The 25,776-nt window shown below is 63.1% G+C and carries 31 protein-coding genes; 17 read left to right on the top strand and 14 right to left on the bottom strand.

Annotation, left to right across the window (positions count from 1 at the left end; all coding sequences use genetic code 11):
• Complete coding sequence (locus tag ACZ9EJ_RS09010; RefSeq protein ID WP_046630525.1) at positions 1-1,179, top strand: DUF1501 domain-containing protein; 1,179 nt, start codon at positions 1-3, stop codon at positions 1,177-1,179.
• Between the two features lie 15 nt (positions 1,180-1,194).
• On the opposite strand, the gene ACZ9EJ_RS09005 is transcribed toward ACZ9EJ_RS09010, so the two are convergent.
• Both ACZ9EJ_RS09005 and ACZ9EJ_RS09000 read right to left on the bottom strand, forming a co-directional pair.
• Positions 1,195-1,782: a hypothetical protein gene (locus ACZ9EJ_RS09005; protein ID WP_046630524.1), complete on the bottom strand. Its 588-nt coding sequence runs from the start codon at positions 1,780-1,782 to the stop codon at positions 1,195-1,197.
• A 16-nt stretch (positions 1,783-1,798) separates the two neighbouring features.
• The gene (locus ACZ9EJ_RS09000; RefSeq protein WP_046630915.1) at positions 1,799-2,188 is read right to left on the bottom strand and encodes an acyl-CoA thioesterase; all 390 of its coding nucleotides are present in this window, start codon (positions 2,186-2,188) and stop codon (positions 1,799-1,801) included.
• Positions 2,189-2,399: 211 nt separating this feature from the next.
• Here ACZ9EJ_RS09000 and ACZ9EJ_RS08995 point away from each other — a divergent pair, with 211 nt between their 5' ends.
• The 7 genes from ACZ9EJ_RS08995 (at position 2,400) to ACZ9EJ_RS08965 (ending at position 10,006) form a co-directional block, all read left to right on the top strand.
• Positions 2,400-4,238 carry a methyl-accepting chemotaxis protein gene (locus tag ACZ9EJ_RS08995; RefSeq protein ID WP_046630522.1) on the top strand — a complete coding sequence of 613 codons (1,839 nt, stop codon included), beginning with the start codon at positions 2,400-2,402 and terminating at the stop codon, positions 4,236-4,238.
• 141 nt (positions 4,239-4,379) lie between these two features.
• The gene (locus tag ACZ9EJ_RS08990; protein WP_251091178.1) at positions 4,380-4,958 is read left to right on the top strand and encodes an NAD(P)H-dependent oxidoreductase; all 579 of its coding nucleotides are present in this window, start codon (positions 4,380-4,382) and stop codon (positions 4,956-4,958) included.
• 120 nt (positions 4,959-5,078) lie between these two features.
• The gene (locus tag ACZ9EJ_RS08985) at positions 5,079-6,527 is read left to right on the top strand and encodes an extensin-like domain-containing protein (protein ID WP_046641442.1); all 1,449 of its coding nucleotides are present in this window, start codon (positions 5,079-5,081) and stop codon (positions 6,525-6,527) included.
• A 9-nt stretch (positions 6,528-6,536) separates the two neighbouring features.
• Positions 6,537-6,860 carry an MmcQ/YjbR family DNA-binding protein gene (locus tag ACZ9EJ_RS08980; RefSeq protein ID WP_046641443.1) on the top strand — a complete coding sequence of 108 codons (324 nt, stop codon included), beginning with the start codon at positions 6,537-6,539 and terminating at the stop codon, positions 6,858-6,860.
• Between the two features lie 520 nt (positions 6,861-7,380).
• Positions 7,381-8,220, top strand: a complete 840-nt coding sequence (locus tag ACZ9EJ_RS08975) for a sulfite exporter TauE/SafE family protein (protein ID WP_046641444.1) — start codon at positions 7,381-7,383, stop codon at positions 8,218-8,220.
• Between the two features lie 101 nt (positions 8,221-8,321).
• Entirely contained in the window at positions 8,322-9,248 is a 927-nt protein-coding gene (locus tag ACZ9EJ_RS08970) for an ABC transporter ATP-binding protein (RefSeq protein ID WP_046630515.1), read from the top strand.
• The gene (locus ACZ9EJ_RS08965; RefSeq protein ID WP_046641445.1) at positions 9,245-10,006 is read left to right on the top strand and encodes an ABC transporter permease; all 762 of its coding nucleotides are present in this window, start codon (positions 9,245-9,247) and stop codon (positions 10,004-10,006) included. The genes ACZ9EJ_RS08970 and ACZ9EJ_RS08965 overlap by 4 nt, the downstream gene beginning before the upstream one ends.
• A 30-nt stretch (positions 10,007-10,036) precedes the next feature.
• Here the strand turns inward: ACZ9EJ_RS08965 and ACZ9EJ_RS08960 are convergent, their stop codons facing one another.
• The gene (locus ACZ9EJ_RS08960) at positions 10,037-11,260 is read right to left on the bottom strand and encodes an MFS transporter (protein WP_251091180.1); all 1,224 of its coding nucleotides are present in this window, start codon (positions 11,258-11,260) and stop codon (positions 10,037-10,039) included.
• Between the two features lie 100 nt (positions 11,261-11,360).
• Here ACZ9EJ_RS08960 and ACZ9EJ_RS08955 point away from each other — a divergent pair, with 100 nt between their 5' ends.
• A complete protein-coding gene (locus ACZ9EJ_RS08955) occupies positions 11,361-12,338 on the top strand; it encodes an AraC family transcriptional regulator (protein ID WP_046641446.1) in 978 nt (325 codons plus the stop codon).
• 2 nt (positions 12,339-12,340) lie between these two features.
• On the opposite strand, the gene ACZ9EJ_RS08950 is transcribed toward ACZ9EJ_RS08955, so the two are convergent.
• Genes ACZ9EJ_RS08950 through ACZ9EJ_RS08940 form a run of 3 tightly spaced genes read right to left on the bottom strand, consistent with a single transcriptional unit; the run spans position 12,341 to position 14,059 of the window.
• Positions 12,341-13,045 carry a TIGR02281 family clan AA aspartic protease gene (locus ACZ9EJ_RS08950; RefSeq protein ID WP_046641447.1) on the bottom strand — a complete coding sequence of 235 codons (705 nt, stop codon included), beginning with the start codon at positions 13,043-13,045 and terminating at the stop codon, positions 12,341-12,343.
• Entirely contained in the window at positions 13,042-13,263 is a 222-nt protein-coding gene (locus ACZ9EJ_RS08945; protein ID WP_046641448.1) for a DUF1289 domain-containing protein, read from the bottom strand. The genes ACZ9EJ_RS08950 and ACZ9EJ_RS08945 overlap by 4 nt, the downstream gene beginning before the upstream one ends.
• Positions 13,264-13,282: 19 nt before the next feature.
• Positions 13,283-14,059, bottom strand: a complete 777-nt coding sequence (locus ACZ9EJ_RS08940; RefSeq protein ID WP_046641449.1) for an adenosylcobinamide-GDP ribazoletransferase — start codon at positions 14,057-14,059, stop codon at positions 13,283-13,285.
• A gap of 111 nt (positions 14,060-14,170) precedes the next feature.
• Between ACZ9EJ_RS08940 and cobT the strand changes: the two genes are divergently transcribed.
• Together cobT and ACZ9EJ_RS08930 are read left to right on the top strand one after the other, a co-directional pair.
• Positions 14,171-15,190: a nicotinate-nucleotide--dimethylbenzimidazole phosphoribosyltransferase gene (gene cobT, locus ACZ9EJ_RS08935; protein ID WP_046641450.1), complete on the top strand. Its 1,020-nt coding sequence runs from the start codon at positions 14,171-14,173 to the stop codon at positions 15,188-15,190.
• Between the two features lie 6 nt (positions 15,191-15,196).
• Positions 15,197-15,589 (top strand): diacylglycerol kinase, encoded by a 393-nt coding sequence (locus ACZ9EJ_RS08930; protein ID WP_046641451.1) that lies wholly within the window; start codon positions 15,197-15,199, stop codon positions 15,587-15,589.
• A gap of 7 nt (positions 15,590-15,596) precedes the next feature.
• Here ACZ9EJ_RS08930 and ACZ9EJ_RS08925 read toward each other — a convergent pair whose 3' ends face one another.
• Genes ACZ9EJ_RS08925 through ACZ9EJ_RS08915 form a run of 3 tightly spaced genes read right to left on the bottom strand, consistent with a single transcriptional unit; the run spans position 15,597 to position 17,696 of the window.
• Positions 15,597-15,890, bottom strand: a complete 294-nt coding sequence (locus tag ACZ9EJ_RS08925; protein ID WP_046641452.1) for a type II toxin-antitoxin system RelE/ParE family toxin — start codon at positions 15,888-15,890, stop codon at positions 15,597-15,599.
• Positions 15,887-16,114 (bottom strand): hypothetical protein, encoded by a 228-nt coding sequence (locus ACZ9EJ_RS08920; protein WP_046641465.1) that lies wholly within the window; start codon positions 16,112-16,114, stop codon positions 15,887-15,889. Before ACZ9EJ_RS08920 ends, ACZ9EJ_RS08925 begins: the two co-directional genes overlap by 4 nt.
• Positions 16,115-16,160: 46 nt before the next feature.
• Complete coding sequence (locus ACZ9EJ_RS08915; protein ID WP_046641453.1) at positions 16,161-17,696, bottom strand: sensor histidine kinase; 1,536 nt, start codon at positions 17,694-17,696, stop codon at positions 16,161-16,163.
• 120 nt (positions 17,697-17,816) lie between these two features.
• On the opposite strand from ACZ9EJ_RS08915, the gene ACZ9EJ_RS08910 reads away from it, so the two are divergent.
• The 5 genes from ACZ9EJ_RS08910 (at position 17,817) to ACZ9EJ_RS08890 (ending at position 20,871) form a co-directional block, all read left to right on the top strand.
• Complete coding sequence (locus ACZ9EJ_RS08910) at positions 17,817-18,383, top strand: thermonuclease family protein (protein WP_046641454.1); 567 nt, start codon at positions 17,817-17,819, stop codon at positions 18,381-18,383.
• Entirely contained in the window at positions 18,380-19,045 is a 666-nt protein-coding gene (locus ACZ9EJ_RS08905; protein WP_046641455.1) for a uracil-DNA glycosylase family protein, read from the top strand. Before ACZ9EJ_RS08910 ends, ACZ9EJ_RS08905 begins: the two co-directional genes overlap by 4 nt.
• 49 nt (positions 19,046-19,094) lie before the next feature.
• A complete protein-coding gene (locus ACZ9EJ_RS08900) occupies positions 19,095-19,583 on the top strand; it encodes an Lrp/AsnC family transcriptional regulator (RefSeq protein ID WP_007771498.1) in 489 nt (162 codons plus the stop codon).
• A 102-nt stretch (positions 19,584-19,685) separates the two neighbouring features.
• Positions 19,686-20,102: an ester cyclase gene (locus ACZ9EJ_RS08895; protein ID WP_046641456.1), complete on the top strand. Its 417-nt coding sequence runs from the start codon at positions 19,686-19,688 to the stop codon at positions 20,100-20,102.
• A 16-nt stretch (positions 20,103-20,118) separates the two neighbouring features.
• Complete coding sequence (locus ACZ9EJ_RS08890; RefSeq protein WP_052764653.1) at positions 20,119-20,871, top strand: helix-turn-helix domain-containing protein; 753 nt, start codon at positions 20,119-20,121, stop codon at positions 20,869-20,871.
• Here ACZ9EJ_RS08890 and ACZ9EJ_RS08885 read toward each other — a convergent pair.
• From ACZ9EJ_RS08885 to ACZ9EJ_RS08865, 5 genes are all read right to left on the bottom strand, one after another.
• Positions 20,868-21,557, bottom strand: coding sequence for a DNA alkylation repair protein (locus ACZ9EJ_RS08885; protein ID WP_046641457.1), 690 nt, complete (start codon positions 21,555-21,557; stop codon positions 20,868-20,870). The two genes, ACZ9EJ_RS08890 and ACZ9EJ_RS08885, sit on opposite strands and share 4 nt — an antisense overlap.
• 7 nt (positions 21,558-21,564) lie before the next feature.
• Complete coding sequence (locus tag ACZ9EJ_RS08880) at positions 21,565-22,437, bottom strand: NAD(P)-dependent oxidoreductase (protein WP_046641458.1); 873 nt, start codon at positions 22,435-22,437, stop codon at positions 21,565-21,567.
• A 142-nt stretch (positions 22,438-22,579) separates the two neighbouring features.
• Positions 22,580-22,990, bottom strand: a complete 411-nt coding sequence (locus ACZ9EJ_RS08875; protein ID WP_052754829.1) for a CopD family protein — start codon at positions 22,988-22,990, stop codon at positions 22,580-22,582.
• A gap of 2 nt (positions 22,991-22,992) precedes the next feature.
• Entirely contained in the window at positions 22,993-23,547 is a 555-nt protein-coding gene (locus ACZ9EJ_RS08870) for a DinB family protein (protein ID WP_046641459.1), read from the bottom strand.
• Between the two features lie 135 nt (positions 23,548-23,682).
• Positions 23,683-24,504, bottom strand: coding sequence for a class I SAM-dependent methyltransferase (locus ACZ9EJ_RS08865; protein ID WP_046641460.1), 822 nt, complete (start codon positions 24,502-24,504; stop codon positions 23,683-23,685).
• A gap of 124 nt (positions 24,505-24,628) precedes the next feature.
• On the opposite strand from ACZ9EJ_RS08865, the gene ACZ9EJ_RS08860 reads away from it, so the two are divergent.
• Positions 24,629-25,351, top strand: coding sequence for a DUF2270 domain-containing protein (locus tag ACZ9EJ_RS08860; RefSeq protein ID WP_046641461.1), 723 nt, complete (start codon positions 24,629-24,631; stop codon positions 25,349-25,351).
• Positions 25,352-25,776 lie beyond the last annotated feature (425 nt).

The raw sequence follows: 25,776 nt of genomic DNA, 5'->3' as shown, positions 1-25,776 counted from the left end.
ATGAGCTTTCAACACGGCTTTGCTTTGTCTCGCCGCGGTTTTCTGGCCGGCGCTTGCTGTGCGGCGGGAGCCTCCGTCCTGACGCCGGTGAGTTTTGCCGCGATGCCGGGCGACAACCGGTTCGTGACGATCATCCTGCGCGGCGCCATGGACGGGCTCGATTTCGTGCAGCCATACGGCGATCCGGCCTATGCGGCGCTGAGGCCGAAACTGGGCCTGAGGCCCGATACGGGCCTCATCGATCTCGACGGTTTCTTCGGTCTCAATCCGGCAGCCTCCGCGCTGATGCCTTTGTGGCAGGCGGGCGAGCTCTCCTTCGTGCACGCGGTCTCGACGCCCTATCGGGACCAGCGCAGCCATTTCGACGGCCAGGACATGCTGGAGACGGGCGGCAACGGCAAGGGCGAGCGCACCGGCTGGCTGAACCGCACGCTGGCGGTCATCCCGCGCTCGAACGCCCGCAGGGCGATCGACATCAATACCTCGATGGAACTGATCCTCAGCGGACCGAACGAGGCCGACTCCTGGTCGTCACAGAGCAATTTCGCGCTGGCGCAGGACGAGATCGCCTTTCTCGACCGGTTGTATGCCGGCGACCCGGCGTTTGCCAAGGCGATGGAGGAGGCGAAGAAGACCGACATGTCGGCGGACTCGCTTTATGGCGATGCCAAGCGGGGCGCTGGCATTGCCGACATGGCGAAACTCGCCGGCGGCATGCTGCGCGAGGACTACCGGATCGCCAGCTTCTCGATCAACGGCTGGGATACCCATGTGGGCCAGCAGGGGCAGTTCAGGAAAGCCGTCGGCGATCTCTCGACCGCGATCCTCACGCTGAAGGAAGCGCTCGGCGAAGACGCCTGGAAGAAGACCGCCGTGCTGGCAATGACCGAATTCGGCCGCACGGCGCGCGAGAACGGCACCAACGGCACCGACCACGGAACCGGCGGGCTTGCGGTCCTCGCCGGCGGGGCGATCCCTGGCGGCAAGGTCCTGGGCAAGTGGCCGGGCCTTTCCGAAGACAAGCTGCTCGACCGCCGCGACCTGATGCCGACCGGCGACGTGCGCGAGGTTGCCGCCGCCATGCTCTACAGGCAGTTCGGCATCGAGCCCGACACTCTCACCGCCAAGGTCTTTCCCGGCCTGAGTTTCGATACGTCCTCGGCCTATCTGAGGGGGTGATCGGGCGGGGTTGCGCTATGCCAGGATGTCGTAGACCCGAAAGATCCAATAGAGCTGATAGGCGAGCGCGAAGATGACGAAACCGGCGTGGTAGCGTCGGTCGGCGGTGATCGCGGCGATGATGCTGAGCACGATATAGATCGCGGTGCGGGCTGGATATTCGTAGCCGAGCGAGAGGAAATAATCCCATCCCTTCAGCGCCGTATCGATGATGTCGGTGATGAGCATTGCCGCCAGGAAACCGAAGAGCCAAGTCCGCCGCGACATGAAATAATGTTCGTAGCCGTCGTAATCCTGCATCGAGGTGGGAAAGAGCAGGGCGCAGAGGAAGAAGAACAGCGCGCAGAAGGCGATCAGGAAGAGATAGGCCGCAAAACCGATGACCGGCAGGGCGTGCAGCCGGTATTCCCACCACCAGAAATGCACCAGGAACAGGAACATGAACGCTACCCAGCCGAGATGGACGGGGTAGATGCGCGCGGCGCGCGGATGCTGGACGATGCCGGCGAGGCCGTTCAGCAACCGCGCCAGGCTGAGGCTCACCACCATGCCCATGACCACGCGGATATGCGTGAAGGTTTCGGCGGCGGTCGCGGCATCCATGGTTGTTCCCCGCTTCCTATTCCTCGGCCGGCACCGGCACCGGGCGGCCGTCTTCGTCGAGGGCCACCATGATGAAGGTTCCTGCGGTGACTTTCTCGATCATCCGGTGGCGCGCCCGTTGCGCCCAGGCCTCCACCATAAGCGTGATCGACGAGCGGCCGACGCGGGTGATTTCCGTGTAGATGTTCAGCGTGTCGCCGATCTTGACCGGCAGTTCGAACGCCATTTCCTTGACCGCGGCGGTGACCACGCGGCCGCGGGCGCGTTCGGCGGCGCGGATGCCGCTCGCCAAGTCCATCTGTGCCATCACCCAGCCGCCGAAAATGTCGCCGGCCGCGTTGGCATCCGCCGGCATTGCCAGGGTGCGGAGCGTCAGTTCGCCGGTAGGCTTGGCAGTTGCTGTCATCGTCATCTCTCTTTCGCAGCGGTTTCCAGGGCGACTCCTCCCGCCGCGAGACTAACCGGACGCGAGGAGGAAGGAAACTCAAAGAAAAAATGTTGCAACATCAATAATTTAGGTCGGGCTAATTCGCGTCAATCGCGATTTTCGTGCGCTTCACCACCTGGTAACCAACGGCCATTAGAATTTAAGGCGAATTGCACATAAGGGGGACCTCATGCAACGTCTCGCCATTTCCTGGCGCCTTTATAGTCTCGTGCTGCTGTCGCTCGTCATTCTGGGCGGCGCCATGACCTTCAGCCTGTTCCAGAGCTACGCCTCGTCGGAACGGGAACGGAAGGCGGGCCTTGCTCAGATGAACGATGTGGCGCTGACCGTGCTCAAGAAATACCAGGCTCTGGAGGCTTCGGGTGCCATGACCCGCGAACAGGCCCAGAGCGAAGCCAAGGCCGTCATCTCGGTGATGCGTTACGGCGAGGGCAGCGGCTATTTCTGGATCAACGACATGCTGCCGCGGATGGTCATGCATCCGATCAAGGCGGAGCTGAACGGCAAGGACCTGTCGAACGACAAGGATCCGAACGGCAAGTTCCTGTTCGTCGAGTTCGTCAACGCCGTCAAGGCAAGCTCGACCGGCAAGGGCTTCGTCGATTACTACTGGCCGAAGCCCGGCGCCGAGCAGCCGGTCGAGAAGTATTCGCATGTGGCCGGTTTCGCTCCCTGGGGCTGGATCGTCGGCACTGGCGTCTATGTGGACGACCTGCACGCCATGTTCCGGCGCGACGCGATCAACTTCGCCTCGATGTTCGGCATCGGCGCGCTGGTGCTGATCGCCGGCGCCACATTCGTGGTCAAGACGGTGACCGGCCCGATCGGCAAGATCAAGCAGGCTCTGCAGTCGATCGCATCGGGCGAGGCGCGTGTCACCGTCCCCTGCACCGAACAGAAGAACGAGATCGGCGACATGGCCCGGGCGCTTTCCGTGCTGCGCGACTCCGTCGACGAACGCGCCCAGTTGCAGGCTCGCGAGGCCGAACAGGCCCGCATGATCGCCAGCGAGCGTTCCGACAACGAGCGCACCATGACGGCTGCCGCCGATCGCCAGGGACGCGCGATCAGCGAGCTCGGCCGGGCGCTCGAGGCGCTGGCCGGGGGCGACCTTTCCGTGGCGCTTGCCGATATCGGCGAGGACTATGCGAAACTCCGCCACGACTTCAATGCCGCGGTCAGTTCGCTGCACCAGGCGATCGCGGCGATTTCCGAGACGAGCCTCGTCGTACGCGACAGCGCCTCGGACATTTCCGGAGCGACGGGCCATCTCTCCAAGCGCACCGAGCAGCAGGCGGCGGCGCTCGAAGAGACCGCAGCGGCGCTCGACGAGATCACTGCAACCGTCCGCACCGCATCCGAACGGGCGGTCGAGGCCCGCACCATGGTCAGCGAGACCAAGGACAGCGCCGGCCGCTCGGGCGAGATCGTCCGCAATGCGATCGACGCCATGGGCCGCATCGAGGAGAGCTCCAGCCGCATCAACCAGATCATCTCGGTGATCGACGAGATCGCCTTCCAGACCAACCTTCTGGCGCTGAATGCCGGCGTCGAGGCGGCGCGGGCCGGCGAGGCGGGTAGGGGCTTTGCGGTCGTGGCGCAGGAAGTGCGTGAACTGGCGCAGCGTTCCGCCAATGCCGCCAAGGAGATCAAGACGCTGATCAGCAATTCCGCCCGCGAGGTGGAAGGCGGCGTGGCGCTGGTGCGCTCCACCGGCGACGCGCTGGTCGAAATCGCCACCCTTGTCGAACGGGTCAACGCCCATGTGGACACGATTGCGACGGCCGCCCGCGAACAGGCGACCGGGCTTCAGGAGATCAATTCCTCCGTCAACCACATGGACCAGATGACCCAGCAGAACGCGGCGATGGTCGAGGAAACCACCGCGGCGAGCCAGACGCTTGCCGAACAGAGCCTGCACCTGCAGGGCCTTCTTTCGGCCTTCAGGCTCGCTGACGGCGGCCGCGGGGCCCACGCCGGTCATGTGTCGCGCGCCCGCGCCGCCTGATCCGCACTGATCACCGCTAAGAGACAAAGGCCGCCGGCGCGACAAGCCCGGCGGCCTTTTGACGCCGGCCGCATTGACGAGGGTCAAATACGCGGACCTCCGTTGTCCCTAAACGCTGGGGCACCTTCAACGGAGACTATGATGACGAGGATCGTGATCATCCAGGGACACCCGGACGCCGCCGAGCCGCATCTCTGTCATGCGCTGGCCGACGCCTATGCCAGGGGAGCCGAGGCCGGCGGGCATTCTGTCGAGCGCATCGAGCTCGCCCGCATCGGCGTGCCGTTCCTGACCTCGCAGAAGGAGCAGCAGCACGGGACGCTCAGCCCGCCGATCCTCGACGCGCAGGTGAAGATCAGACGGGCGGACCACTTGGTCTTCGTCTATCCGCTCTGGCTCGGCTCGATGCCGGCGCTCGTCAAGGCGTTCCTGGAACAGGTGGCGCGGCCGGGCTTTGCCTACGATACGTCGCGGGGACCGTTCGACAGCGGCCTTCTGAGCGGCAAGTCGGCGCGGGTGGTGATCACCATGGGCATGCCTGCCTGGTACTACCGGATCGTCTACGGATGCCACAGCCTGAAGGCGCTGAAAATCGGCATCCTGCATTTCGCCGGCATCCGGCCGGTGCGGGCGACTTTGGTGGGCACGGTCAATGCCGGGAATTTCGATGGCGCGAAATGGATCGCCAGAATGGCGGCCACGGGAAGGCGAGCGTCCTGAAACGACCGCAAATTGCATCGAAAGGTCACGAAAGGGCCTTGATTTCTCAAAGGTTCATTTACCGACTTTGCCTAAACTCTCAGCGTGTGTCATTTCGGCACCGGAAGAGTGGCAACTGGTATGGCGTATGCTCCCCTTTCTCGGCGGGTGATCGGCTCGCTGATCATCCCGACAATGCTGGCTGCCTGTTCCGCCGGGGACCTCGTTCCGCCCGCGCCGATCGACAATGGCCGGGTCGGGGCGATCCAGCCGATGCGCGACATCCCGGGCGAGCGGGTTTCCCAGCAGGCCTATCCCACGAACCCGGCCCCGGTTTCGCAGGCAAGCGGCGTGAACTACGCGAACACGCCGAATCTCGCCGGCACCGGTTACCCCAATTCGGCCTATCCCGGTTCCGGCGCCAATGACGGCGGCCATTACCTGCGGGCACCGGCTGAGGTGCAGTCCGCGCCCTTGAATGCACCTGTGTCGCAGCAGCCATCCGGTGCCCGCCAGGGCCGCCTGCCGATGATCGATAGCGACGAGGCGATGCAGCAGCAGGCATCCGTCGGAGGCCGCAACACGGCCCGCAACGCCGGACCGATGACCATTCCGGAAGAGGGCGTCAACATCGACGCCGAACTCGGTTTCGGTCCCGACGAGAGCGACGTGACGGGACTTGCCGAGGAGCAGGATTCCGATATCGCCGAAGGTGTCGGCGACCAGCCTGTCGTCGATGGCATCGGCACCGACAATCCCCGCGCGCTGCAGCCACGCCGCCAGCCGATCTCGCAGCAGATGCCCCAGTCCATGAACGACGACCGCGTGCTCGTGCCGCCGAAGCGTCAGGGCGCCGGCCTGCAGGGCGACCTGGCGAACAACGATATGACCTGGAGCGATGGGTCGCGTGTCATCCCGCCAAGCCGGGCACCTGCCGGCACCCAGCAGGTGGCGATGCTGCGCCCCAACAATCCGATGAGCGAAAGCGGCCCGATGAGCCAGCGCGACATGCCCTGGCAGCGCGATGTGATGCCGCGGTCGGAAGTGAGCTGCCGCGCGGAGCTGAGGCGCCTCGGCGTCGAATTCGATGACCGGCCGCCCATCGACGCAGGCCCGAGCTGCAGGGTGCCTTATCCGGTGAAACTCTCCGGCCTCTCCGGCAATATCGACGTCAAGCCGGCCGTCACGCTGAACTGCCAGACGACGCTCGCCTTTGCCAAATGGGTCAAGAACGAACTCGCTCCTTCCGCCCGTTACCGCTATCTCACCGGCATCCAGAAGATCGTGCCGATGGGCGGTTATTCCTGCCGGCGGATGAACAACAGCAACCAGCGCAACAACCCGATGTCCGAGCATGCCAAGGGCAACGCCATCGATATCGGCCAGATCGTCCTGAAGGACGGCCACGAGATCGACGTGCGCAAGAAGGGCCTGTTCTCGATGCGCGAAGGCGGTCTTCTGAAGGCGGTGCGCAACGACAGCTGCAAATATTTCAACACCGTGCTGGGTCCCGGCAGCAATGCGGAACACTGGAACCATTTTCACTTCGACCTGCGCTCCCGCAGGAGCGGCAAGCGCTATTGCAGCTGAGGTCCGGCGATGGCCGATGACGACATGCTCCGCAATCTGGCCCTTGCCCTGGAAGGAACCTCCGAAGCGCCGCATTTCGACAGGGCGGCGTTCAAGGTCAGGCGCATCTACGTGACGCTGGCGGCCGACGGACTGACCGCGAATTTCAAGTTCACGCCGGACGAGCAGCAGATCAAATGCGAGATGCTGCCGAACGCCTTTTCGCCGGTCCCGAACGCCTGGGGCCGCCAGGGCTGGACGACGGCGATTCTCTCGGAACTCGAAGAGCCGGATCTCCGCGACGCGCTGGAAACGGCGTGGCGGCATGCGCTTCCCGGCAAACGCCGCGCCTGAACTGCCCAGGCCCGATACCCCTGAGACACGGAGCGACTGTCAGCCTGTGGACATTAACCGTCGATAAACCATATCCGGAAACCAAACTGGAACCATAAGCGCCGGCGAAGCAAGAGTGGCGACGCCGCAGCCCGCCCCCCGCGGCCTTACCCCTGCTGCGGCAACGGGACCCGGCGCGCTGACCAAGCCCATGGCGTGCCGGGTCTCACTTAAGCACCTGAGCCGGATCGGCTCGAACCGCCCGTCAAAAAAGAAAGCCGGCTCAGGGAGCCGGCGAGGGTGGAGGTGGGGCTCGCGGGGAGGAGCCGTGCTTCCGGTTACGCAAGAACTTATACTTGAAAACAGTACGTATGCGGCAAGCGGAAATGAGAATCACTGAAACGCTCTGGTCATGACGGTCGCGCAAGAGGTTACGTGCGGCGTAAAAGGCGGGACCGTTGCTTGCCTGATGGGGACAATGCTGTAAGAACGTCACGGAAAAATGACAGCGGCAGTGGATGTATCTCCTTCTTCGGACCCGATGTCGGACGGAGACCGCAATTTGTCCATCGCAGCGCTTTTCCCCTTCATCCTGGCGCTTCTGGCCGGCGGCGCGGTCGCCGGGATTCTTGCCGGCATGTTCGGAATCGGCGGCGGTGCGATCCTGGTGCCGATCTTCTTCCATGTCTTCGGGCTGCTCGGCGTTCCCGAGGACGTGCGCATGCAGCTGGCGCTCGGCACGTCGCTGGCGATCATCGTGCCCACCTCGATCCGCTCCTACATGGCGCATCGGCAGCGCGGCGCGGTCGATACCGCGTTGCTCAAGGGCTGGATCGTCGCGGTGCCGCTCGGCACGCTGGTTGCAACCGTCATCGCCGCCAAGGCGACCAGCGCGGAACTGCAGCTGATCTTCGCGGTCATCGCGCTGGTGCTTGCCTTCCGGATGATTTTCAATCGCGCCAGCTGGAAGCTTGGCGATGACCTGCCGGGCAACCCCGTCAAGTTCCTGGTCGGTACCGGTATCGGCATCCTGTCCGGCCTGATGGGCATCGGCGGCGGCATCCTCAACAACACGTTCATGACCCTCTACGGCCGGTCGATCCACCAGGGGGTGGCGACCTCCTCGGGCGTCGGCGTGCTGATTTCGCTGCCGGGGCTCGTCGGTTATGTCTGGGGCGGCTGGGGGAAGCCCGGCCTGCCGCCGTTCTCGACCGGTTATATCAACTGGCTGGCTGTGGCGCTGCTGATCCCGATCACGCTCTACATGGCGCCGATCGGTGCGCGGCTTGCGCATGTCATGTCGAAGCGACAGCTCGAAATCGGCTTCGGCATCTTCCTGATCCTCATCTCGGCGCAATTCTTCACGTCGATTATCCTCTGAAACCGTGAGCAATATTCTTCCACGAGGGATGGTTTCGAGGGTTTGGGTGCCTATATTCGCGGCGCATCCCGCAAATCGATTCCTTGAGAAGACCGTTCCGCATGGCCTCCGTTGTTTCCATAGATAAACTCACCAAGACCTACGAGAACGGGTTCCAGGCGCTGAAGGGTGTCGATCTCGAGATCGAGGAAGGCGAGATCCTCGCGCTTCTCGGCCCCAACGGAGCCGGCAAGACGACGCTGATCTCGATCATCTGCGGCCTTGTCAATCCTTCGACCGGCAAGGTGCTGGTCGGCGGCCACGACGTCGTCAGGGACTTCCGTCAGACGCGCTCGCAGATCGGGCTGGTACCGCAGGAACTGACGACCGACATGTTCGAGACGGTCTGGAGCACGGTGAATTTTTCCCGCGGCGTCTACGGCAAGAAGCCCAATCCGGCGCTCGTCGAGAGCATCCTCAAGGAACTGTCGCTGTGGAGCAAGAAGGACAGCATGCTGCGCGAGCTTTCGGGCGGCATGAAGCGGCGGGTGATGATCGCCAAGGCGCTTGCCCATGAGCCGAAAATTCTCTTCCTCGACGAGCCGACCGCCGGTGTCGATGTCAACCTGCGCCGGGAGATGTGGCAGCTGGTCGAGAAGCTGCGTGCGAGCGGCGTCACCATCATCCTCACCACCCATTATATCGAGGAGGCGGAAGAGATCGCCGACCGGGTGGGCGTCATCAACGGTGGCAAGCTGCTGCTGATCGAAGAAAAAGCGGCGCTGATGAAGAAGCTCGGCCGTAAGCAGCTCCGGCTCGAGCTGACAGAGCCTCTGAAGGCGCTGCCTGAAAGCCTGAGTGCCTACAACCTGACGCTTTCAGACGACGGGACGGCGCTGGTCCACGAATACCAGGGCGAGGAAGGGCAGGGCACGATCGCATCGCTGCTGTCGACACTTGCCGCAGAAAACATTCATTTCCGCGATCTTTCCACGCGACAGAGCTCGCTTGAGGATATTTTCGTGGCGCTGGTGGGAGAAGACGCATGAATTTCGAAGCGATCAAGTCCATCTATCTCTTCGAGATGGCTCGATTGCAGCGCACGCTGCTGCAGAGCGTCATCTCGCCGGTCATCACCACCTCGCTCTATTTCATCGTCTTCGGCACCGCGATCGGCTCGCGCATCCAGACGGTCGAGGGTGTCTCGTACGGGTCGTTCATCACGCCCGGCCTGATCATGCTGACGCTTTTGACCCAATGCATCAGCAACGGGTCGATCGGCATCTATTTCCCGAAATTCACCGGCACGATCTACGAGATTCTCTCCGCACCCGTGGCGATGACCGAGATCATCATCGGTTATGTCGGTGCCGCCGCGACCAAGGGGCTGATCATCGGGGTGATCATCCTCGCCACCGCCTCCTTCTTCGTCGACATCCGCATCGCCCATCCGTTCATGATGGTGCTTTTCCTGGTGCTGACAGCGATCACCTTCAGCATGTTCGGTTTCATCATCGGCATCTGGGCGAAGAATTTCGAGCAGCTCAACATCATTCCGATGCTGGTCGTGCCGCCGCTGACCTTCCTCGGCGGCAGCTTTTATTCAATCAATATGCTGCCGCCCTTCTGGCAGACGGTCAGCCATTTCAATCCCGTCCTCTATCTCGTCTCCGGCTTCCGCTGGAGTTTCTACGAGATCGCCGACGTCAATCCGATGATCAGCCTCGGCATGATCGGCCTGTTCCTGGTCATCTGCCTGTCGATCCTCGGGTGGATCTTCAAGACGGGTTATCGGCTGCGCAACTGACCGCAGCCGATAACGGTTTAGAGGGCAGGCTCAGCCCTGGCTGAGCTGCACTTGGCGTCCGCCGCGCATGACCATGACCGACCCACCGAGAAGGGATGCGATGCCGAGGAAGGTCATGACGCCGAGCGGTCCCTGGGCGTCGATCAGCAGGCCGCCGAGCACGGCGCCGCTGGATATGGCGATCTGGAAGGTCGTCAGCAGCAGGGCGCCGGCGCTTTCCGCCTCGTCCTGGGCGGCACGGGTGATGTAGCTCTGGATGCTGACCGGCAGGGCGCCGAAGGCAAAACCCCAGAGCGTGATGGCAACCGCTGCTGCCGCCGTCGAAGCCCCAAGGGTAACGAGAAGCACGGCGGACACGGCGATCAGGCCGGAGGCGAAGACCACCCCGAGCGTCGAACTGCGTTCGGTGATCATCCCCCCGGCGATATTGCCGAAGAAACCGCCGACGCCATAGGCGAGCAGGACGAGCGAGACCATCTCGACGTCAAGCCGCGGAACGTCTTCCAGATAGGGGCGGATATAGGTGAAGCCCGCGAAATGGCCGGCGACGATGAGCAGCGTCGCGATGAGGCCGATCCGGATCTTCGGCCGCTTGAGGACCTCCGCCAGCGTGCCGAGCCCGGCGTGGCCGGCAGGCGGCAGCGAAGGGACCGTAACGACCTGGGCGAGCAGCGCCAGCACGCCGACCGCGCCGGCGAGCACGAAGGCCGCCCGCCAGCCGAGCGTGGAGCCGATATAGGCGCCGAGCGGTGCTGCCATCACGGTCGCCACCGAAACGCCGGTGAAGATCATCGCCATGGCGCGCGGCAGGTGGTTCATCGGCACGAGCCGCATGGCAAGCGCCCCGGCCATGGCCCAGAAGCCGCCGAGCCCGACGCCGAGCAGCACGCGGGAGACGAGAAGCACGGTCAGGCCATTGGCAAGGGCGGCAAGCGCGCAGGAGAGGATGAGAAGGGCGGTCAGCCCGAACAGCGTCCAGCGCCGGTTGAAGCTGCGGGTGCCGATCACGACTGCGGGGCCGGCGAACGCCGCGACGACGGCGGTCACCGTCACCGTCTGGCCGGCGACGCCGGGACTGATGCCGAGATCGGCGGAGATGGGAGTGAGCAGGCTCGCCGGCAGGAACTCCGCCGTCACGAGGCCGAAAACGCCGAGGGTGAGCGCGATGACCGCGTCCCAACGGGCCTTGGCCGATGTGTTCGGGGACGATGCGTCGCGCACGGCATCGTCCTCTTCGAAAGTGCTGTCAGTCATGGTCATGTCCTGTCTTGGGAGGTGGCACGGCGGACCGTACCGGGAGGATGGACCAGACTTAGGCGTGACAACCTGTACTTTCCATGCTAGAAAATCCGATATGCTTGACCGTTCGTCCAAAGAAGCCCCGTCAGACGTCTCCGATCCGCTCACCGAGATGTTGCGGGGGTTAAGGCTCGACGGCGTCGAATACGGACGCTGCCGGCTCGCCGAGCCCTGGGCGACGTCCTTCCCGGCGCAGGAGGCGGCGCGGTTCCATTTCATTTCGTCGGGCAATGCATGGCTGCAGACGCCGTCGGGCGAATGGCTGCAATTGCGGCAGGGCGATGCGGCCCTCCTGCCGCGCGGCGATGCGCATGTGATCGCAAGCCTCCCCGGCCTGGCGCCGCTTCCCTTCGACCGGTTCGGGCGCAAGGAGGTCTGCCAGGGCGTCTTCGACGTGCAATGCGCCGATGCCTGCGGCGGCACCGTGGCGCTGACCGCTTCGATGCGCTTCAACATCGACAAGCTGCATCCGCTGCTGCAACTGATGCCCGAGGCGATGCTGACCAGCGATCTCGCCAGGAACGAGCCGTCGATCCCGCATCTTCTCGATGCCATGGCGCGCGAGGTGGACATGGACCGGGTCGGCGCCGGCGGCATTCTCGCACGGCTCGCCGACGTCCTGACCGCGACGCTGATCCGCACCTGGGTCGAACACGGCTGCGGCGACACGACCGGCTGGATCGCCGCGGTGCGCAATCCCGACGTCGGCCGGGTGCTGGCCGCCATTCATCTTCAGCCAGAACGCGACTGGAACATCGCCTCGCTTGCCCGGCTGATGGGTGCTTCGCGGTCGGGCTTCGCCGAACGGTTTCTGCGCGTGGTCGGCGAAACGCCGGCGCGCTACGTGGCGCGGGTGCGCATGCACCAGGCGCGGCAATGGCTGCGCGACGGCGAACGGGTCGCAACCGTGGCCGAACGGCTCGGTTACGATGCCGAAGCCTCCTTCAGCCGCGCCTTCAAGCGCATCATCGGCACGCCGCCAAGCCATTTCCGCGGCAAGGCCGAAGGCGAGGCCATTCGGGATTTCGGCTGACGTCAGTCCCGCAATCTCAGCTCGTCGGTCTGCATCTGCAGGGAGCCGAGAGTGGAGAGGAAACTCATGCCAAGCAGGCTCTCGCCGAGCCGTCCGTCTTCCGCCACCATCGCCCGGATGTTTTTCCGCACGATCGGACCGATGGAGATCTCGTCGAGGCGGACGGGCGCTGCCATCGCCCGGCCGTTGGCGGTCATCACGGTCACTGAAAAATCGAGGCTCTGCGGATTGAGGCCGATGGCGCGGGCATCATCGTAGGAAAGCACGACGGTGCTGGCGCCGGTATCGACCAGCATCGGCAGGACTTTACCCTGGACGCTGACATTGGTCTGGAAATGGCTGCCCCGGGTCTTGTGGATGATGACCTCGTTGAGACCGTCGCTCGTCGTCGTGACCACGGCCGTGCCGGGCAGCAGGCCCGCGGTCACGCGGGCGGCGACGTTGCGGGCGTCGTCGCGGTAGAGATAGGCGGTGACCAGCCCGAGGATGATCAGCAGCCAGAGGGCGATGTTGCGCAGCACTTCACCGGCATGACCACGCCGGCCGGCGAGAATCCCGACGGCGAGCAGGCCGGCGATCGGCAGAAGATAGATGATCTGGCCGAAATCGTCGTTGTCGATGCCGAAGGTCTGACCGGCATCGTGATTGAAGATCAGGAATGCGAGGCCGATGCCAAGGACGATGAGGATGCCGGCGAGCGCGTTCATGCGGTGTCGCGTTCCTTCGTCAAACGCTGGCGGCGTGTCTCCCGCCGCGGCTTTCGCTCGACGGTTTCCAGCCGTGCGGGAAGCGTGTCCATCAGCGCGCGGCGCTCGATATCCGTATAGTCCATCCAGCCGGCGATCTCGTCGCGCGTCCGTCCGCAGCCGAAGCAATAGCCGGTCTTGAGGTCGATCGAGCAGACAAGGGTACAGGGCGAAATCATGCCTCAGTATATCGGGGTTTCACGCGGCAAGAGCAAGAGTGGCCAGCATGGCGATCTCGCTCAATTGTTGAGTAGCACCGATCGTATCGCCCGTATGGCCGCCGAGTTTGTGACGCACGAAACGGGTGAAACCGAGCCCGGCGAGCGCCGCCACGATCAGCGACAACAGAACCTTCGGCAAGCCGAGAACGGGGACGAGAAGGACAAGCGCGATTACCGCGGCGGTGAACAGCGCAATATTGCGGGCGCCATCCTCCGGAAGGCCGGCGCCGGCTGCGACACCGCGTTCCCGCGCCGACGGCAACGCGCGCCAATGGGCGACCAGGATCGCGCGGCTGACGGCGGCAACGGCAAGCACGGCGAGCGCCGCCGTGACCGCATCCTCGCGGAACAATGCGGCAAGCGCCGAAGCGCGCAGGCCGAAGGACAGCACCAGCGCCACGACGCCATAGGCGCCGATGCGGCTGTCCTTCATGATCAGGAGCGCGTGGTCCTTGTCCCGTCCGCCCCCGAGACCATCCGCCGCATCCGCAAGTCCGTCCTCGTGGAGCGCGCCGGTCAGCAGCGTCAGCAGCGCAAGTGCGACGAGCGAAACGAGCAGAGGATCGCCGGATTGCAGGGGAACGAGAACGAGCGCGGGCAGGGCGGCGATGATCAGTCCCGCGATGGGAAAGGCCCGCACCGCCCGCGAGATCGTGCCGTCATGGCCGCGGAAGAATCGGTCCGGCACCGGCAGGCGGCTGAGGAACCCGACCGAGCGGGCGAGGTCCGCGATGAATTCCGTTGCGTTTGGCAGTTGTTCCTCCCTTCCGACCCGACTATGAGTTTGCGCACAGAAGCGCGATTTGCCGGGAAAGACAAGTTTTCCCGGCCGCGATACGAGACCGAGCTACAAGAGAGACTTTCCATGAGCGTGAGCGGCCTGCCTTTCGACGATTTCCGTGTCCTGCTGCAGAACCTTCCCGGACCGGACCCGCGGGCGCTGGTTGCGGCGCGCGAGCGCGATGCGCAGCTGACCAAGCCGCCGGGCGCGCTCGGCCGGCTCGAGGAAATTGCCTTCTGGCTTGCCGCCTGGACGGGCCGCGCGCCGGCCGTCAACCGACCGCTGGTGGCGATCTTTGCCGGCAATCACGGCGTCACCCGGCATGGCGTGACCCCGTTCCCGTCGTCGGTGACCCAGCAGATGGTGGAAAATTTCGCAGCCGGCGGAGCGGCCATCAACCAGATCTGCGTCACCCATGATCTCGGCCTGAAAATCTTCGACCTGGCGCTCGACTACCCGACCGGCGACATCACCAGCGAGGCAGCCCTGTCCGAGCGCGACTGTGCGGCGACCATGGCCTTCGGCATGGAGGCCATCGCTGGCGGCACCGATCTTCTCTGCATCGGCGAAATGGGCATCGGCAACACGACGATCGCCGCCGCCATCAACCTCGCGCTTTATGGCGGCGAGGCGGAGGACTGGGTCGGTCCCGGCACCGGTTCTCATGGCGAATTCATGGAGCGCAAGATTGCGGCCGTGAAGGCTGCCGTCGAATTCCACAAGGACCACCTGAGCGATCCCTTGGAAATCCTGCGCCGCCTCGGCGGCCGCGAGATCGCCGCGATTGCCGGCGCGATCCTGGCTGCGCGCGTCGAAAAAATCCCGGTCCTGCTCGACGGTTATGTGGTGACGGCCGCGGCCGCGATCCTCAAGGCCGCCAATCCGGCAGCGCTCGACCACTGCCTGATCGGCCATGTCTCCGGCGAGCCGGGACACCTGCTTGCGATCGAGAAGCTCGGCAAGACGCCGCTTCTGGCGCTCGGCATGCGGCTCGGCGAGGGCACCGGTGCGGCGCTTGCCGCCGGCATCGTCAAGGCCGCCGCCGCCTGCCATTCCGGCATGGCGACCTTCGAACAGGCCGGCGTCAGCAACAAGAGCCACTGAGCCCGAATGGAAAAGACGCCACTCGACAGCAATATCGAAAGAGCGACCGGCATTCGCCGGGTGATCGCGGCATTCCGCTATTCCATGCAGGGGCTTGCGCGCCTGTGGCAGGAGGAAGCCTTTCGCCACGAGGTGATCGCCTTCGCGGCAGCCCTCGTGCTCTTTGCGGTCGTCGGCGCCGGCGCGCTCGACTATTTCGTCTTCGCCATCCTGATGCTGGTGCTGTTTGCGGTGGAATCGCTGAATACCGCGATCGAGGAACTGGTCGACCGCATCTCCCCGGAAATCTCCACCGTCGGCCGCCACGCCAAGGATCTCGGCTCCTTCGCGGTCTTCTGCCTGCTGTGTGCCAACGGGTTTTTCGCGCTTTATGTGGTGGTGCAGAGCCTGTGGGGGTGAGCGCCGGTTACGGTTGGTCCGGCATCGAAGAAGGGTCACGTGCAGCGTGGCGTATGCCGACGACAATGATCTCATCATCGCCGGGCAGATAAAATATCAGATACGGATAGGGTGTGACGGCCACACGCCGCATCGGCTCAAGGCTGGTGCGCATACCGGTCAGTGGATATTCCGAAAGATTGCTCAATACTTGCTGAATCCGCGCGCTCACATTGCGGGCGCCTCCCGGTGAATGAGCGGCTAGATAGCCGAGGACGTCCTCAAGTTCGATGGTCGCTTCAGGGGTGAAGCGAATCGTCACCCTGCGTATTTCGACCAGATGGCTTGAACATGCTCGGCTGGCGCAAATTCGCGCCGTGCAGCCTGATCGAGCGATTTGACGAAACTGGCTTCCTCTTCGGCGGTGAGCTGATGCAGAGAGTCGCTTTTGTCCACGAGTGTCAGCATGATACGGGCGATCTCATCCTGCATTTCGGCAGGAAGTTCCCTGGCTGCTTCTATGGCTCGGTCGAGAAGTTTGGTCATGGCAGCATTATGCACGCAAACCGCGATGTGGAAAAGAGCGATCGCCTCAGGCAAAGCTCTTGCGGCGGCGGGCGACCGTCTGGGCGTCGGCGACGGCCGGCACGCTCTGCAGCACGCGCGTCGCCGGCAGGATGGCGATTGCCTCAGTGCCCTCACGCAGCTTGGAGCGTAGGATGAACTGTCCGTCGTGCTTGGCAAGGATCGCCTGGACGATCGGCAGGCCGAGGCCGGTGCCCTGTTCGGCGCTCTTGATGGCGATCGAGCCCTGGCCGAAGGCCGAGAGCACGACCGGGATTTCCTCTTCCGGAATGCCGGGTCCGTTGTCCTTGATCGCCACATACTGGCCGCCGCCGGCGGTCCAGCCGACCTTGACGGTAACCTCGCCGCCCTGCGGCGTGAATTTGACGGCGTTCGAAAGCAAGTTCAGGAGAACCTGGCGCATCGATTTTTCATCCACCCAGACCTGCGGCAGGTGGGGTTCGAATTGCTGGCTGATCGAGATGTTCTTGGCGCTGGCGCGCAGCTGCACCATGCCGATGCAATCCTCGGCGATTTCCAGCAGCGACAGTGATTCCTCGGCAAGGTCGTAACGGCCGGCCTCGATGCGCGACAGGTCGAGGATCTCGTTGATGAGGTTCAAGAGATGCTGGCCGGAGCGGTGGATGTCGCCGGCATATTCCTTGTAGGTCGGGTTTGCGAGCGGTCCCAGGACCTCCGAGCTCATGACTTCGGAGAAGCCGAGGATGGCGTTGAGCGGCGTGCGCAACTCGTGCGACATCGAGGCAAGGAACCGGGACTTGGCGAGGTTCGCCTCCTCGGCCCGGCGGCGGGCCTCGTCCGACATGGATTTGGCCACTTCCAGCTCTGCGATCAGGTCGTCCTTTTCGGATTGATAGGACATCAGCGTCAGGTTGGAGCGGTAGAGTCGGTCGGCGATATAATGGAAGAAGACGACCGCGGTGGCGCAGATCGCCGTCATGCCGATATCGAGAACATTGCGCGACAGGACGGCGGTGGCAAGCAGCGCCAGGATCATCGGCAGGAAGCCGAACAGCACGCCGAGCCGCAGCATGAAACTGCTCATTGCGGTGATCGAGATCGCAAAGAGGAGGACGGCGCCCTTGTAGAAATAATAGCTGTCGCCGGAACAGGTATTGCAGTTCTGTAGCGCAAACAGCGCCCAGCCGCCGCCGACGATCATCTGCGCGGCGAGCAGCCTGCGGCGCCATTTCTGGACCTCGGTCGAGGCGATGTCCGTGCGGCTCGCGCGGCGGGCGAGCAGCACGTTGATCGCATGAACGCTGAACATCAGCAGCGCCCAGGCAAAGAGATTGGCATTCGGGTTGAGATAGACGCCGATCGCCGTCACCACGACGATGAAGATCGGCATGACCGATGCACTCTGTAGCACGGCATTGACGTGCATGGCGATCATGTCGCGGTCGAAGACCTGATTGCCCTGGGAGCTGGATTGCAGTCGTTCCCGGGTGGCGCGCACGGCTTTCGACACAGCCTTGTTGCGGTGGCTGCGCGAGCGATCAACGATATTCTTGTCGGTCGAAGTGCTGACGCCGTTACTCATGGCCACTGAACTGATACCCCGGGTGTTGAGAGAGTATGGCCAAATCCTTAAGAGAGTCCTGCCGGGAAAGGTTTTGTTTGCCATTTTCCTGAAGCTTCCGTTTTCCAATAAGGCTGGATTGTGGCTCGAACATTCAGGGTTATTCGCAATGGCGCGGTTCTCGCGGCCTTCTTCATCCTTCTGGTGCTGATCGCCGCCAGGCTGGACGAAGCGGCCGACAGCATCGTGCACGGCCCGTTCCATGTGATCGACGGTGACACGCTGGCGGTGGGTGGCGAGCGCCTGCGGCTGCAGGGCGTGGATGCGCCGGAACTCGACCAGACCTGCGAAGACGGTCGCGGCAGGCCATGGGCCTGCGGGGAAGAGGCGAGACGGCTGCTGGTCCGGCTCGTCGCAGACGGCGAGGCCGAATGCCTCGGTCGCGAGCGGGACAAATATCGCCGGCTTCTGGTGCGCTGCCGGTCAGGTACGACGAGCGTCAACGGTACGCTGGTGCGGCAAGGCCTTGCCGTCGCTTCCGGGCGTTATGCGCAGGAACAGGTGGCGGCGCGGCGCGAACGGCTGGGCGTGTGGGCCGGCCAGTTCGAAAGCCCGCGCGACTGGCGCGCCAGCCGCGGCATGATGGACGACACGAGCCTGGTGGAGGCGTTTATGGCTTGGGCGAAACGGGTGATGGCCTGGCAATGAGCAGGAATGGCATCGCCAGGGGCGAGGAATATGTCGCCGATCTGGCCCGTGCGATTGCCGCCTGTCGCATCTGTCGCGACGCGCCGGCGAAGGGCGAGGGCGACCGTCTGCCGCATGAGCCCCGGCCCGTGGCCGTGCTGTCGAAGACCGCGAGGGTGCTGATCGCCGGCCAGGCGCCGGGGCTTCGGGTGCACGAAAGCGGGCTGCCGTTCAACGATGCCTCGGGAAACCGCCTGCGCGACTGGATGGCGGTGACCCGTGAAGAGTTTTACGATTCGGAAAAGTTCGCGATCGTGCCGATGGGCTTCTGTTTTCCGGGTTATGATGCCAAGGGCAGCGATCTGCCGCCGCGGCTCGAATGCGCGCCGTTCTGGCGCGACCGGGTGATCGCTGCCATGCCGCAGATCGAACTGGTTCTCGCCGTCGGCGGTTATGCGCAGGCCTGGCATCTGGGGAGCCGACGACGCAAGGGCATGACAGAAACGGTTCAGAAATGGCGCGACTATGTCTTCGCCAATCAAGGTCCAAGGATCCTGCCGCTGCCGCATCCGAGCTGGCGCAATACCGGCTGGCTCAAAAAGAATCCGTGGTTCGAGGCGGATCTGCTGCCGGTGCTGCGACAGCATGTGGATAGCTTGATACGTGAAACAAATTTCGGTTAACTGCTACGAATTACGTGTATAACGAAAAATCATTTCGAAAGGGAACTGAATGGACCGCCTCGACCGCAAGATCCTACGTATTCTGCAGGAAGATTCCACTCTCGCCGTCGCGGACCTCGCGAAGAAGGTCGGTCTCTCGACCACGCCTTGCTGGCGCCGCATCCAGAAGATGGAAGAGGATGGCGTCATCCGTCGCCGCGTGGCGCTGCTCGATCCGGTCAAGGTCAATACCAAGGTCACGGTCTTCGTCTCGATCCGCACCGCCAGCCACTCGATCGAATGGCTGAAGCGGTTCTCGGAAGTGGTGGTGGATTTCCCCGAAGTGGTCGAATTCTACCGCATGAGCGGCGACGTCGATTACCTGCTGCGCGTCGTCGTGCCGGATATCGGCGCCTATGACGCATTCTACAAGCGGCTGATCGCCAAGATCGAGATCCGCGACGTCTCCTCGGTCTTTGCGATGGAGCAGATCAAGTATACGACCGAACTGCCGCTCGACTACATGATGCTGGACAACCAGAAGTCGGGCGAGGAATAATCTGCCGATTGGCGGATCGGGATCATTTTCTGGCAGGACGGGCCGAGTTGAGGCGGCCCGTTTTCGTTTATCTGGGCTTCATTGAAAAAGATGGAGTTCCCCATGCAGGACCAGGCCAAGGCCAACAAGGCGATCGTCGGCGGATATATCGAAGAGATCTGGAACCGCGGTCTGACAGAACGTTTCGCGGATTTTTTCGCGGCCGATTACGAAGAAGCCGTCTACTCGCCCGCCAATGCCGAAGGGCATTGCGCCATGGTGGCGGTGCAGAAGCGGATCATGCCGGATGCGGTCTGGTCGATCGAGCGGATGACCGCCGAAGGCGATGGCGTCATGTGCGAGCTGACATTGCGCGGCACACACCAGGCGGCTTTCAAGGGCGTCGAACCGTCTGGCAATCCGATCCGCGTGCGTGCCTACCGGTCCTTTGTCTTGAAGGACGGCAAGATCGTCCGCCATTGCGCATTGCTCGACACCGCCGAACTGCTAAAGCAGATGCGGGGGCAGCAGGCGGCGTAGAACAAGTTCGGCAGCGATGGCGACGATTTCCCATGCCTATCATCGGGTCTTTGGCGAGCCGTTCGAGATCGAACGGGCCTTCGATGCCGATTATCTGCTTTACGCTTCGGCTGGCACCTTCATTCTCGATATCGGCGACCGCCGCTGGATGCTGCCGCCGCAAAGGGCGGCGCTGATCGCGCGGGGAACGGTGATTGCCGTGCGCACCAAGGGGATGGCCACGGCGTCCTCCGTTCTGTTCGGCGATCGCGAATTCGAAGCGCCGCTGCCGGCCTGCCGGGTCTTTGGCCTCTCCGAGCTGGCGCGGCAGATGACCCTGCATGTCATGCGTTGGGATGCAGGACGCGATGCGGCCGACGAAGCCGCGAATGGGTTCTTCAAGGCGCTGGCCTCCGTGGCGGGAGAGCTTGCTGCGGACGAGGACGAGACCTGGTTGCCGAAACCGCAGTCGCCGGGCATGGCGGTCGCCGTCGACCGGATGCTGGAACAGCTCGACCGGGATCTCGACTTCGGCGCCCTGGCGGAGGTTGCCTGCCTCTCGGAACGGACGCTGTCACGGCGGTTCGATGCGGAACTCGGCATGAGCTTTCGCGATTTCCGGCATCGGGCCCGGATGGTGAAGGCCAAGGAGATGCTGCTGGCCGGGCAGGAGCCGGTGACGGAGATCGGGCTCGCCTGCGGCTTCGAAAGCACGAGTTCGTTCATCAAGGCGTTTCGGATGTTTGCGGGGGCGACGCCGCGGCAATATCGGGCTGGTAAAGCCGGCTAAGCTTTCAACCGCGCCAAAAGCTTCTCGCTCGACAGTTCCTTGACGGCGTCCTTGCCGATCCAGCGGGCGGTCTTGTCCGGCGAGGCGGCGAGCTTTTCGGAGAGTGCCAGGGCAGGGGCGTGGCAGGTGCGGTTGCGCTTGCCGATATTGCGGAGCGCCCAGTTGACCGCCTTTTTCACGAAATTGCGCGGGTCGGTGGAATGCGCCTCGATCAGCGGCAGATAGGCGATGAAGGTGCCGTCCGGCTCGTCCTTGCGATGGACGGCGGCGCCGGCAATCATGGCAAAGGCGGTGCGGCGGACGAATTCGCGGTCGTCTGCGGCGAAATCCGCGACGAGTTGCTGCCAGAACGGCGTTTCGACGAAAAGGTCGGCGGCAGTGTCGACGATTTCCCAGGAGGTAAAATCCTCCGACCATCCACGCGCCTCGGCTGGCGTCAGCGACGCGGGATGGGCGGTATAGATCGCCAGCATGCGCGCCTCGCGAATGCCGGTGCGCCAGAGGTCCAGCGCCCGGCCATGATCGCGTTTGATCGCCCGCGCGATCTTCTGCAGGTCGGGATTGGAAATGCCGATCGCCCGGTCGGTGACAATGCCGAAACGGGCCATCCCCAGGATGTTCTCCTCCGATCGCAGCGTTTCGAGATGTGCGATGATCCCGGCGACGTCGGAGGAGGGGCCGATCATGGCTGGCCTATTTCTTTTCCAGCCGTGCGAGCAGCGAGGACGTATCCCAGCGCTTGCCGCCCATCGCCTGGACGTCGCCGTAGAACTGGTCGACCAGCGCGGTGACCGGCAGCTTGGCGCCGTTGCGGCGGGCTTCGGTCAGCACGATGTCGAGATCCTTGCGCATCCAGTCGACCGCAAAGCCGAAATCGTATTTGCCGGCATTCATCGTCTTGTAGCGGTTCTCCATCTGCCAGGAGCCGGCGGCACCCTTGGAAATCACCTCGATGACCTTCTCGATGTCGAGGCCGGCCTGCTTGCCGAAATGGATCGATTCGGCCAGCCCCTGGACGAGCCCGGCGATGCAGATCTGGTTCATCATCTTGGTGAGCTGGCCGCTGCCCGCCGGACCCATGAGGCCGACCATACGGGCATAGGCGTCGATCACCGGCCTGGCCTTCTCGAAGGTCGACTCGTCACCGCCGCACATGACGGTGAGCACGCCGTTTTCGGCACCCGCCTGGCCGCCGGAGACGGGCGCGTCGATGAAACCGACACCCTTTTCCCGTGCCGCGGCATCGAGCTCGCGGGCGACTTCGGCGCTGGCGGTGGTGTTGTCGATCAGGATGGAGCCCGGTTTCATGCCGGCGAGAACGCCGGTCTCGGTGATTGTCACCGAGCGGAGATCGTCGTCATTGCCGACGCAGACGAACACGAAATCGGCATCCCTGGCCGCTTCGGCCGGCGTGGCTGCTGCCTTGCCGCCGAACTTGGCTGCCCAGTCATCGGCCTTGGCAGCCGTGCGGTTGTAGACGGTCACGTCATGGCCGCCCTTGACCTTGAGATGCCCCGCCATGGGATAACCCATCACCCCGAGACCGATGAATGCCACTTTCGCCATGCTGAACCTCCACAATTTTGTTGGGCAGAGGATTAGAGCAAAGCGGACCTCCGGAAAAGCGCAGTTCGGCGAAAAGCGCAGATTTCGGTTCATCGGTTCCGCTGGCCGCAGGCTGAAAATTGCCAGGGACCGGGCGGCGGGTTCAGAAAGGCTTGATGACCGCAAGCGCGACGATGACGACGACCGAGCCGAGGACGATCGGCAGGCCGGCGCGCACGAAAGCCGGCGGGTCGAGATGCGGATCGGCTTCCATGCGGCGCATCCAGGCGCCCTGCATGCCGTGCAGGGCCGACAGCATGAGGACGATCAGGAATTTGAAGCCGAACCAGCCGGAGGTATAAAAACCGTAGCCGAAGGCGAGCCACAGGCCGAAAAGCCAGGCGCCGCCAAGCGCTGCGGTGGTGACGGTGCGGTCGTATTTCCTGAGCGCCGAGATCACGCCGGTGCGGATGGTCGGCGGTACCATGCCGATGACGAAGGCATTGATCAGCATGCCGCCGATCAGCAGGAAGTCGGAAAGAATGTGCAGGGCCTTGATGATAAAATACAGCATGGTCAACTCCAGATCATGGCTTCGGTGAAGCCGAGTTCGGCAAAATCTTGTTTTCTCAATTGGTCTTCGCCCGTGCAGAAGAACTCGTCGAGCTGCGGCGGTTCGACCGAGGTTCCGGACAGCATGGCGTGAACCTGGCCGCGGTGATGGATCTGGTGCTGGAAGAGATGCATCAGCAGGCGATCGGCAGGTTCGACCTGCACGAATGTCGCCCTCGGAATGCGGATGTCCTCGGCGATGGTTTTCTCGTCCAAGCGTCGACAGTGATCGATGAGGCGGCTGTCGGCGGCGCGTTGTTCGCGATCGAGATCGGCAAAGACGGGACAGGGGATTTCCGGCTCGAAGGCGGCGGGGCCGAGGCAATTGCCTTCGAGCGCGCTGATATAGAGCCAGTCGACGGTCAGGATATGGTTGAGTGTGTGGATGATCGACGGGAAGAAGCTGACCCGCGTCGCGTCCAGCTCTTCCCGTGAAAGCTCTCCGCATGCTTTCAGCAGCCGGTGGTTGGCCCAGGCATTGTTATAGGCCTGGGCAAGAAGATAGCGCTGCGGCGTCATCCGAATCCCTCCGTTGCGGAGGGCAAACTATCGGTGAAGCGACGTGATGAGAAGATGGTTTGCTCCACCCATGATGTCGCGGTGAGGTTGTCTGCAATTGCGCGTGCTCAGAGGTTGAGCCCGCAACCTCGATTGTCATGATTTTATCGTCAACTTGGCGATCACCAGATGTCCCGGCGTCGGGTTGCCGTCCTGCATGCGCACGTTGATGCCGGAGATTTCGAGTAGCTCGAAGCCGGTGGCGGCGAGGCGTTCGCGGACATAGGTTTCCGCATGGGCGAAACGCTGATGCGGGCCGACAATGTAGGGCCGGCCGGCGAAGCTCTCGTCGGGCAGGGTCTCCGAGGAGAAGACGAACAGGCCGCCGGGAGCCATGTTTTCTGCCGCGCCGAAGAACAGCGGTTCCAGTGCGCCGAGATAGGGCAGCACGTCGGTGGCGGTTACCAGGTCAAAGGGCTCGTCGTCATTGTCTTCGAGGAAATCCTCGACTTCGGCCACGTAAAGCGTCTCGTAGAGATCCTTCTCGTGGGCGATCTCAACCATGTTCTCGGAAATGTCGATGCCGGTGATGTCGTCGACCATGTCGCGGAGCGTGCCGCCGGTCAGTCCCGTGCCGCAGCCGAGATCGAGCATCCGCTTGAACGGCCCGAGCTTCAGCTCCTGCAGGCGCTGGCGCACGATCACAGGTACGGCATAACCCAGCTGCTCGACGAGAATGTCCTCGAAGCTTTCGGCGTGCTGGTCGAACAGGGTTTCCACATAGGCGTCCGGCGCCTTGGGGGGCGTCTCGCCGCGGCCCATGGCTGCGATGCGCACGGCGGCACCGCCGTGGTCCTCGGGATCGAGCTCGAGCACCTGCTCATAGGCCTTGACGGCTGCGTCGATATCGCCCGCCTTTTCCAGCGCCAGCGCGCGGTTATAGGCCTCTGCCAGGGCTTCCTCGTCGATCTTCTTCATGGTTCGCGTCCTTCGTTTCGCAAGCGGCTTTAAGCCGATGGCCGGTATTTGTCCATCAGCCGGAACAGGGCGGGTGCTCATTCGTTGAAGAGATGGATCTGGGAAACGCCTTCTGGAGAACGTCATGCCTGCCGATCAGGCTCAGAGCCCGCTGGAGCAGAATGTCGAGCGGCGGGCGCCGTCGCTGCCGATGACCTCCGCCGAAAAGGCCAATGTGATCATCCACTATTACCGCGGCGAACTCGGGCGGATGACCAGCTGGCGCGACCGCATCGACCGCACCTCGAACTGGTCGATCACCGTGGTGGCGGCGCTGCTGTCGGTCTCGCTGTCGACGCCGACGTCCCATCACGGCGTGGTTCTGTTTGCGATGCTGCTGATCTCGCTGCTTCTCCTGATCGAAGCACGGCGCTACCGCTTCTTCGACGTCTACCGCGCAAGGGTTCGCAAACTGGAACGCCATTATTTCGCGCAGGCACTTTATCCGCAGGCGGACCTCAAGCCCGACTGGGCGCAGGCGATCGCCACGAGCCTGCGCAATCCCTGTTTCCTGATCAGTTATCGCGAGGCGTTGTTTCGCCGGGTGAGGCGCAATTACGTCTGGATGTACGCCATCCTGCTGATGGCGTGGCTTCTGAAGATCTCGACCCCAAAGCTCCTGCCCAACGATACCAAGGCGGATGTCGTCTTTTCATGGTCGGAGGCGGTCAACAACGCAGCGCTCGGTCCGCTGCCGGGATGGAGCGTGCTTGCGCTCGTCGCGCTGCTTTATGCCGCCGTGATTTTCTCAGCCCTGCATCGCGAGCCGGACGACGGCGAATTCGCCCATGGCGAAGTGCACGTCTGAAACGTTAGCTGTTTAGTCCCGGCATTGGATGGATCGGATCGATGATGAATTTTTCCGGTTCTATCGTCCTCCACCCACTCCAGCTCCAACAGCATTACCGTCACGTAAAGCGAAGCCTTCTTTGTCATTTGCCCTTGGAATTATCTCAAAAGCAATTGAGGCTCGAGTAAATGTGCCACTTAAAGAACGTAATGGCTCAGGCGCCCTTTAGAAACTCCCGCACGCAGCCAAGTGCCGGGGAGCATACTCTCTGTTGTCACAGCTCACGGTAAAATCATTAAAATATTACTTTTTCAACCGATCCGTAAAAGTAGAATGTAATATTCTTAGAATTGTAACCATTGGCAATATTGTTATGCCAATAAAACATATCGCATAATATCTTTCATACTTAAATTTATCCCCAAAAATAACGTAAGAAAACA

This window comes from Neorhizobium sp. USDA 3394 (assembly GCF_056280385.1).
Note: the sequence above shows the minus strand (reverse complement) of the source record. Positions and strands in the feature narration are given on the sequence as shown.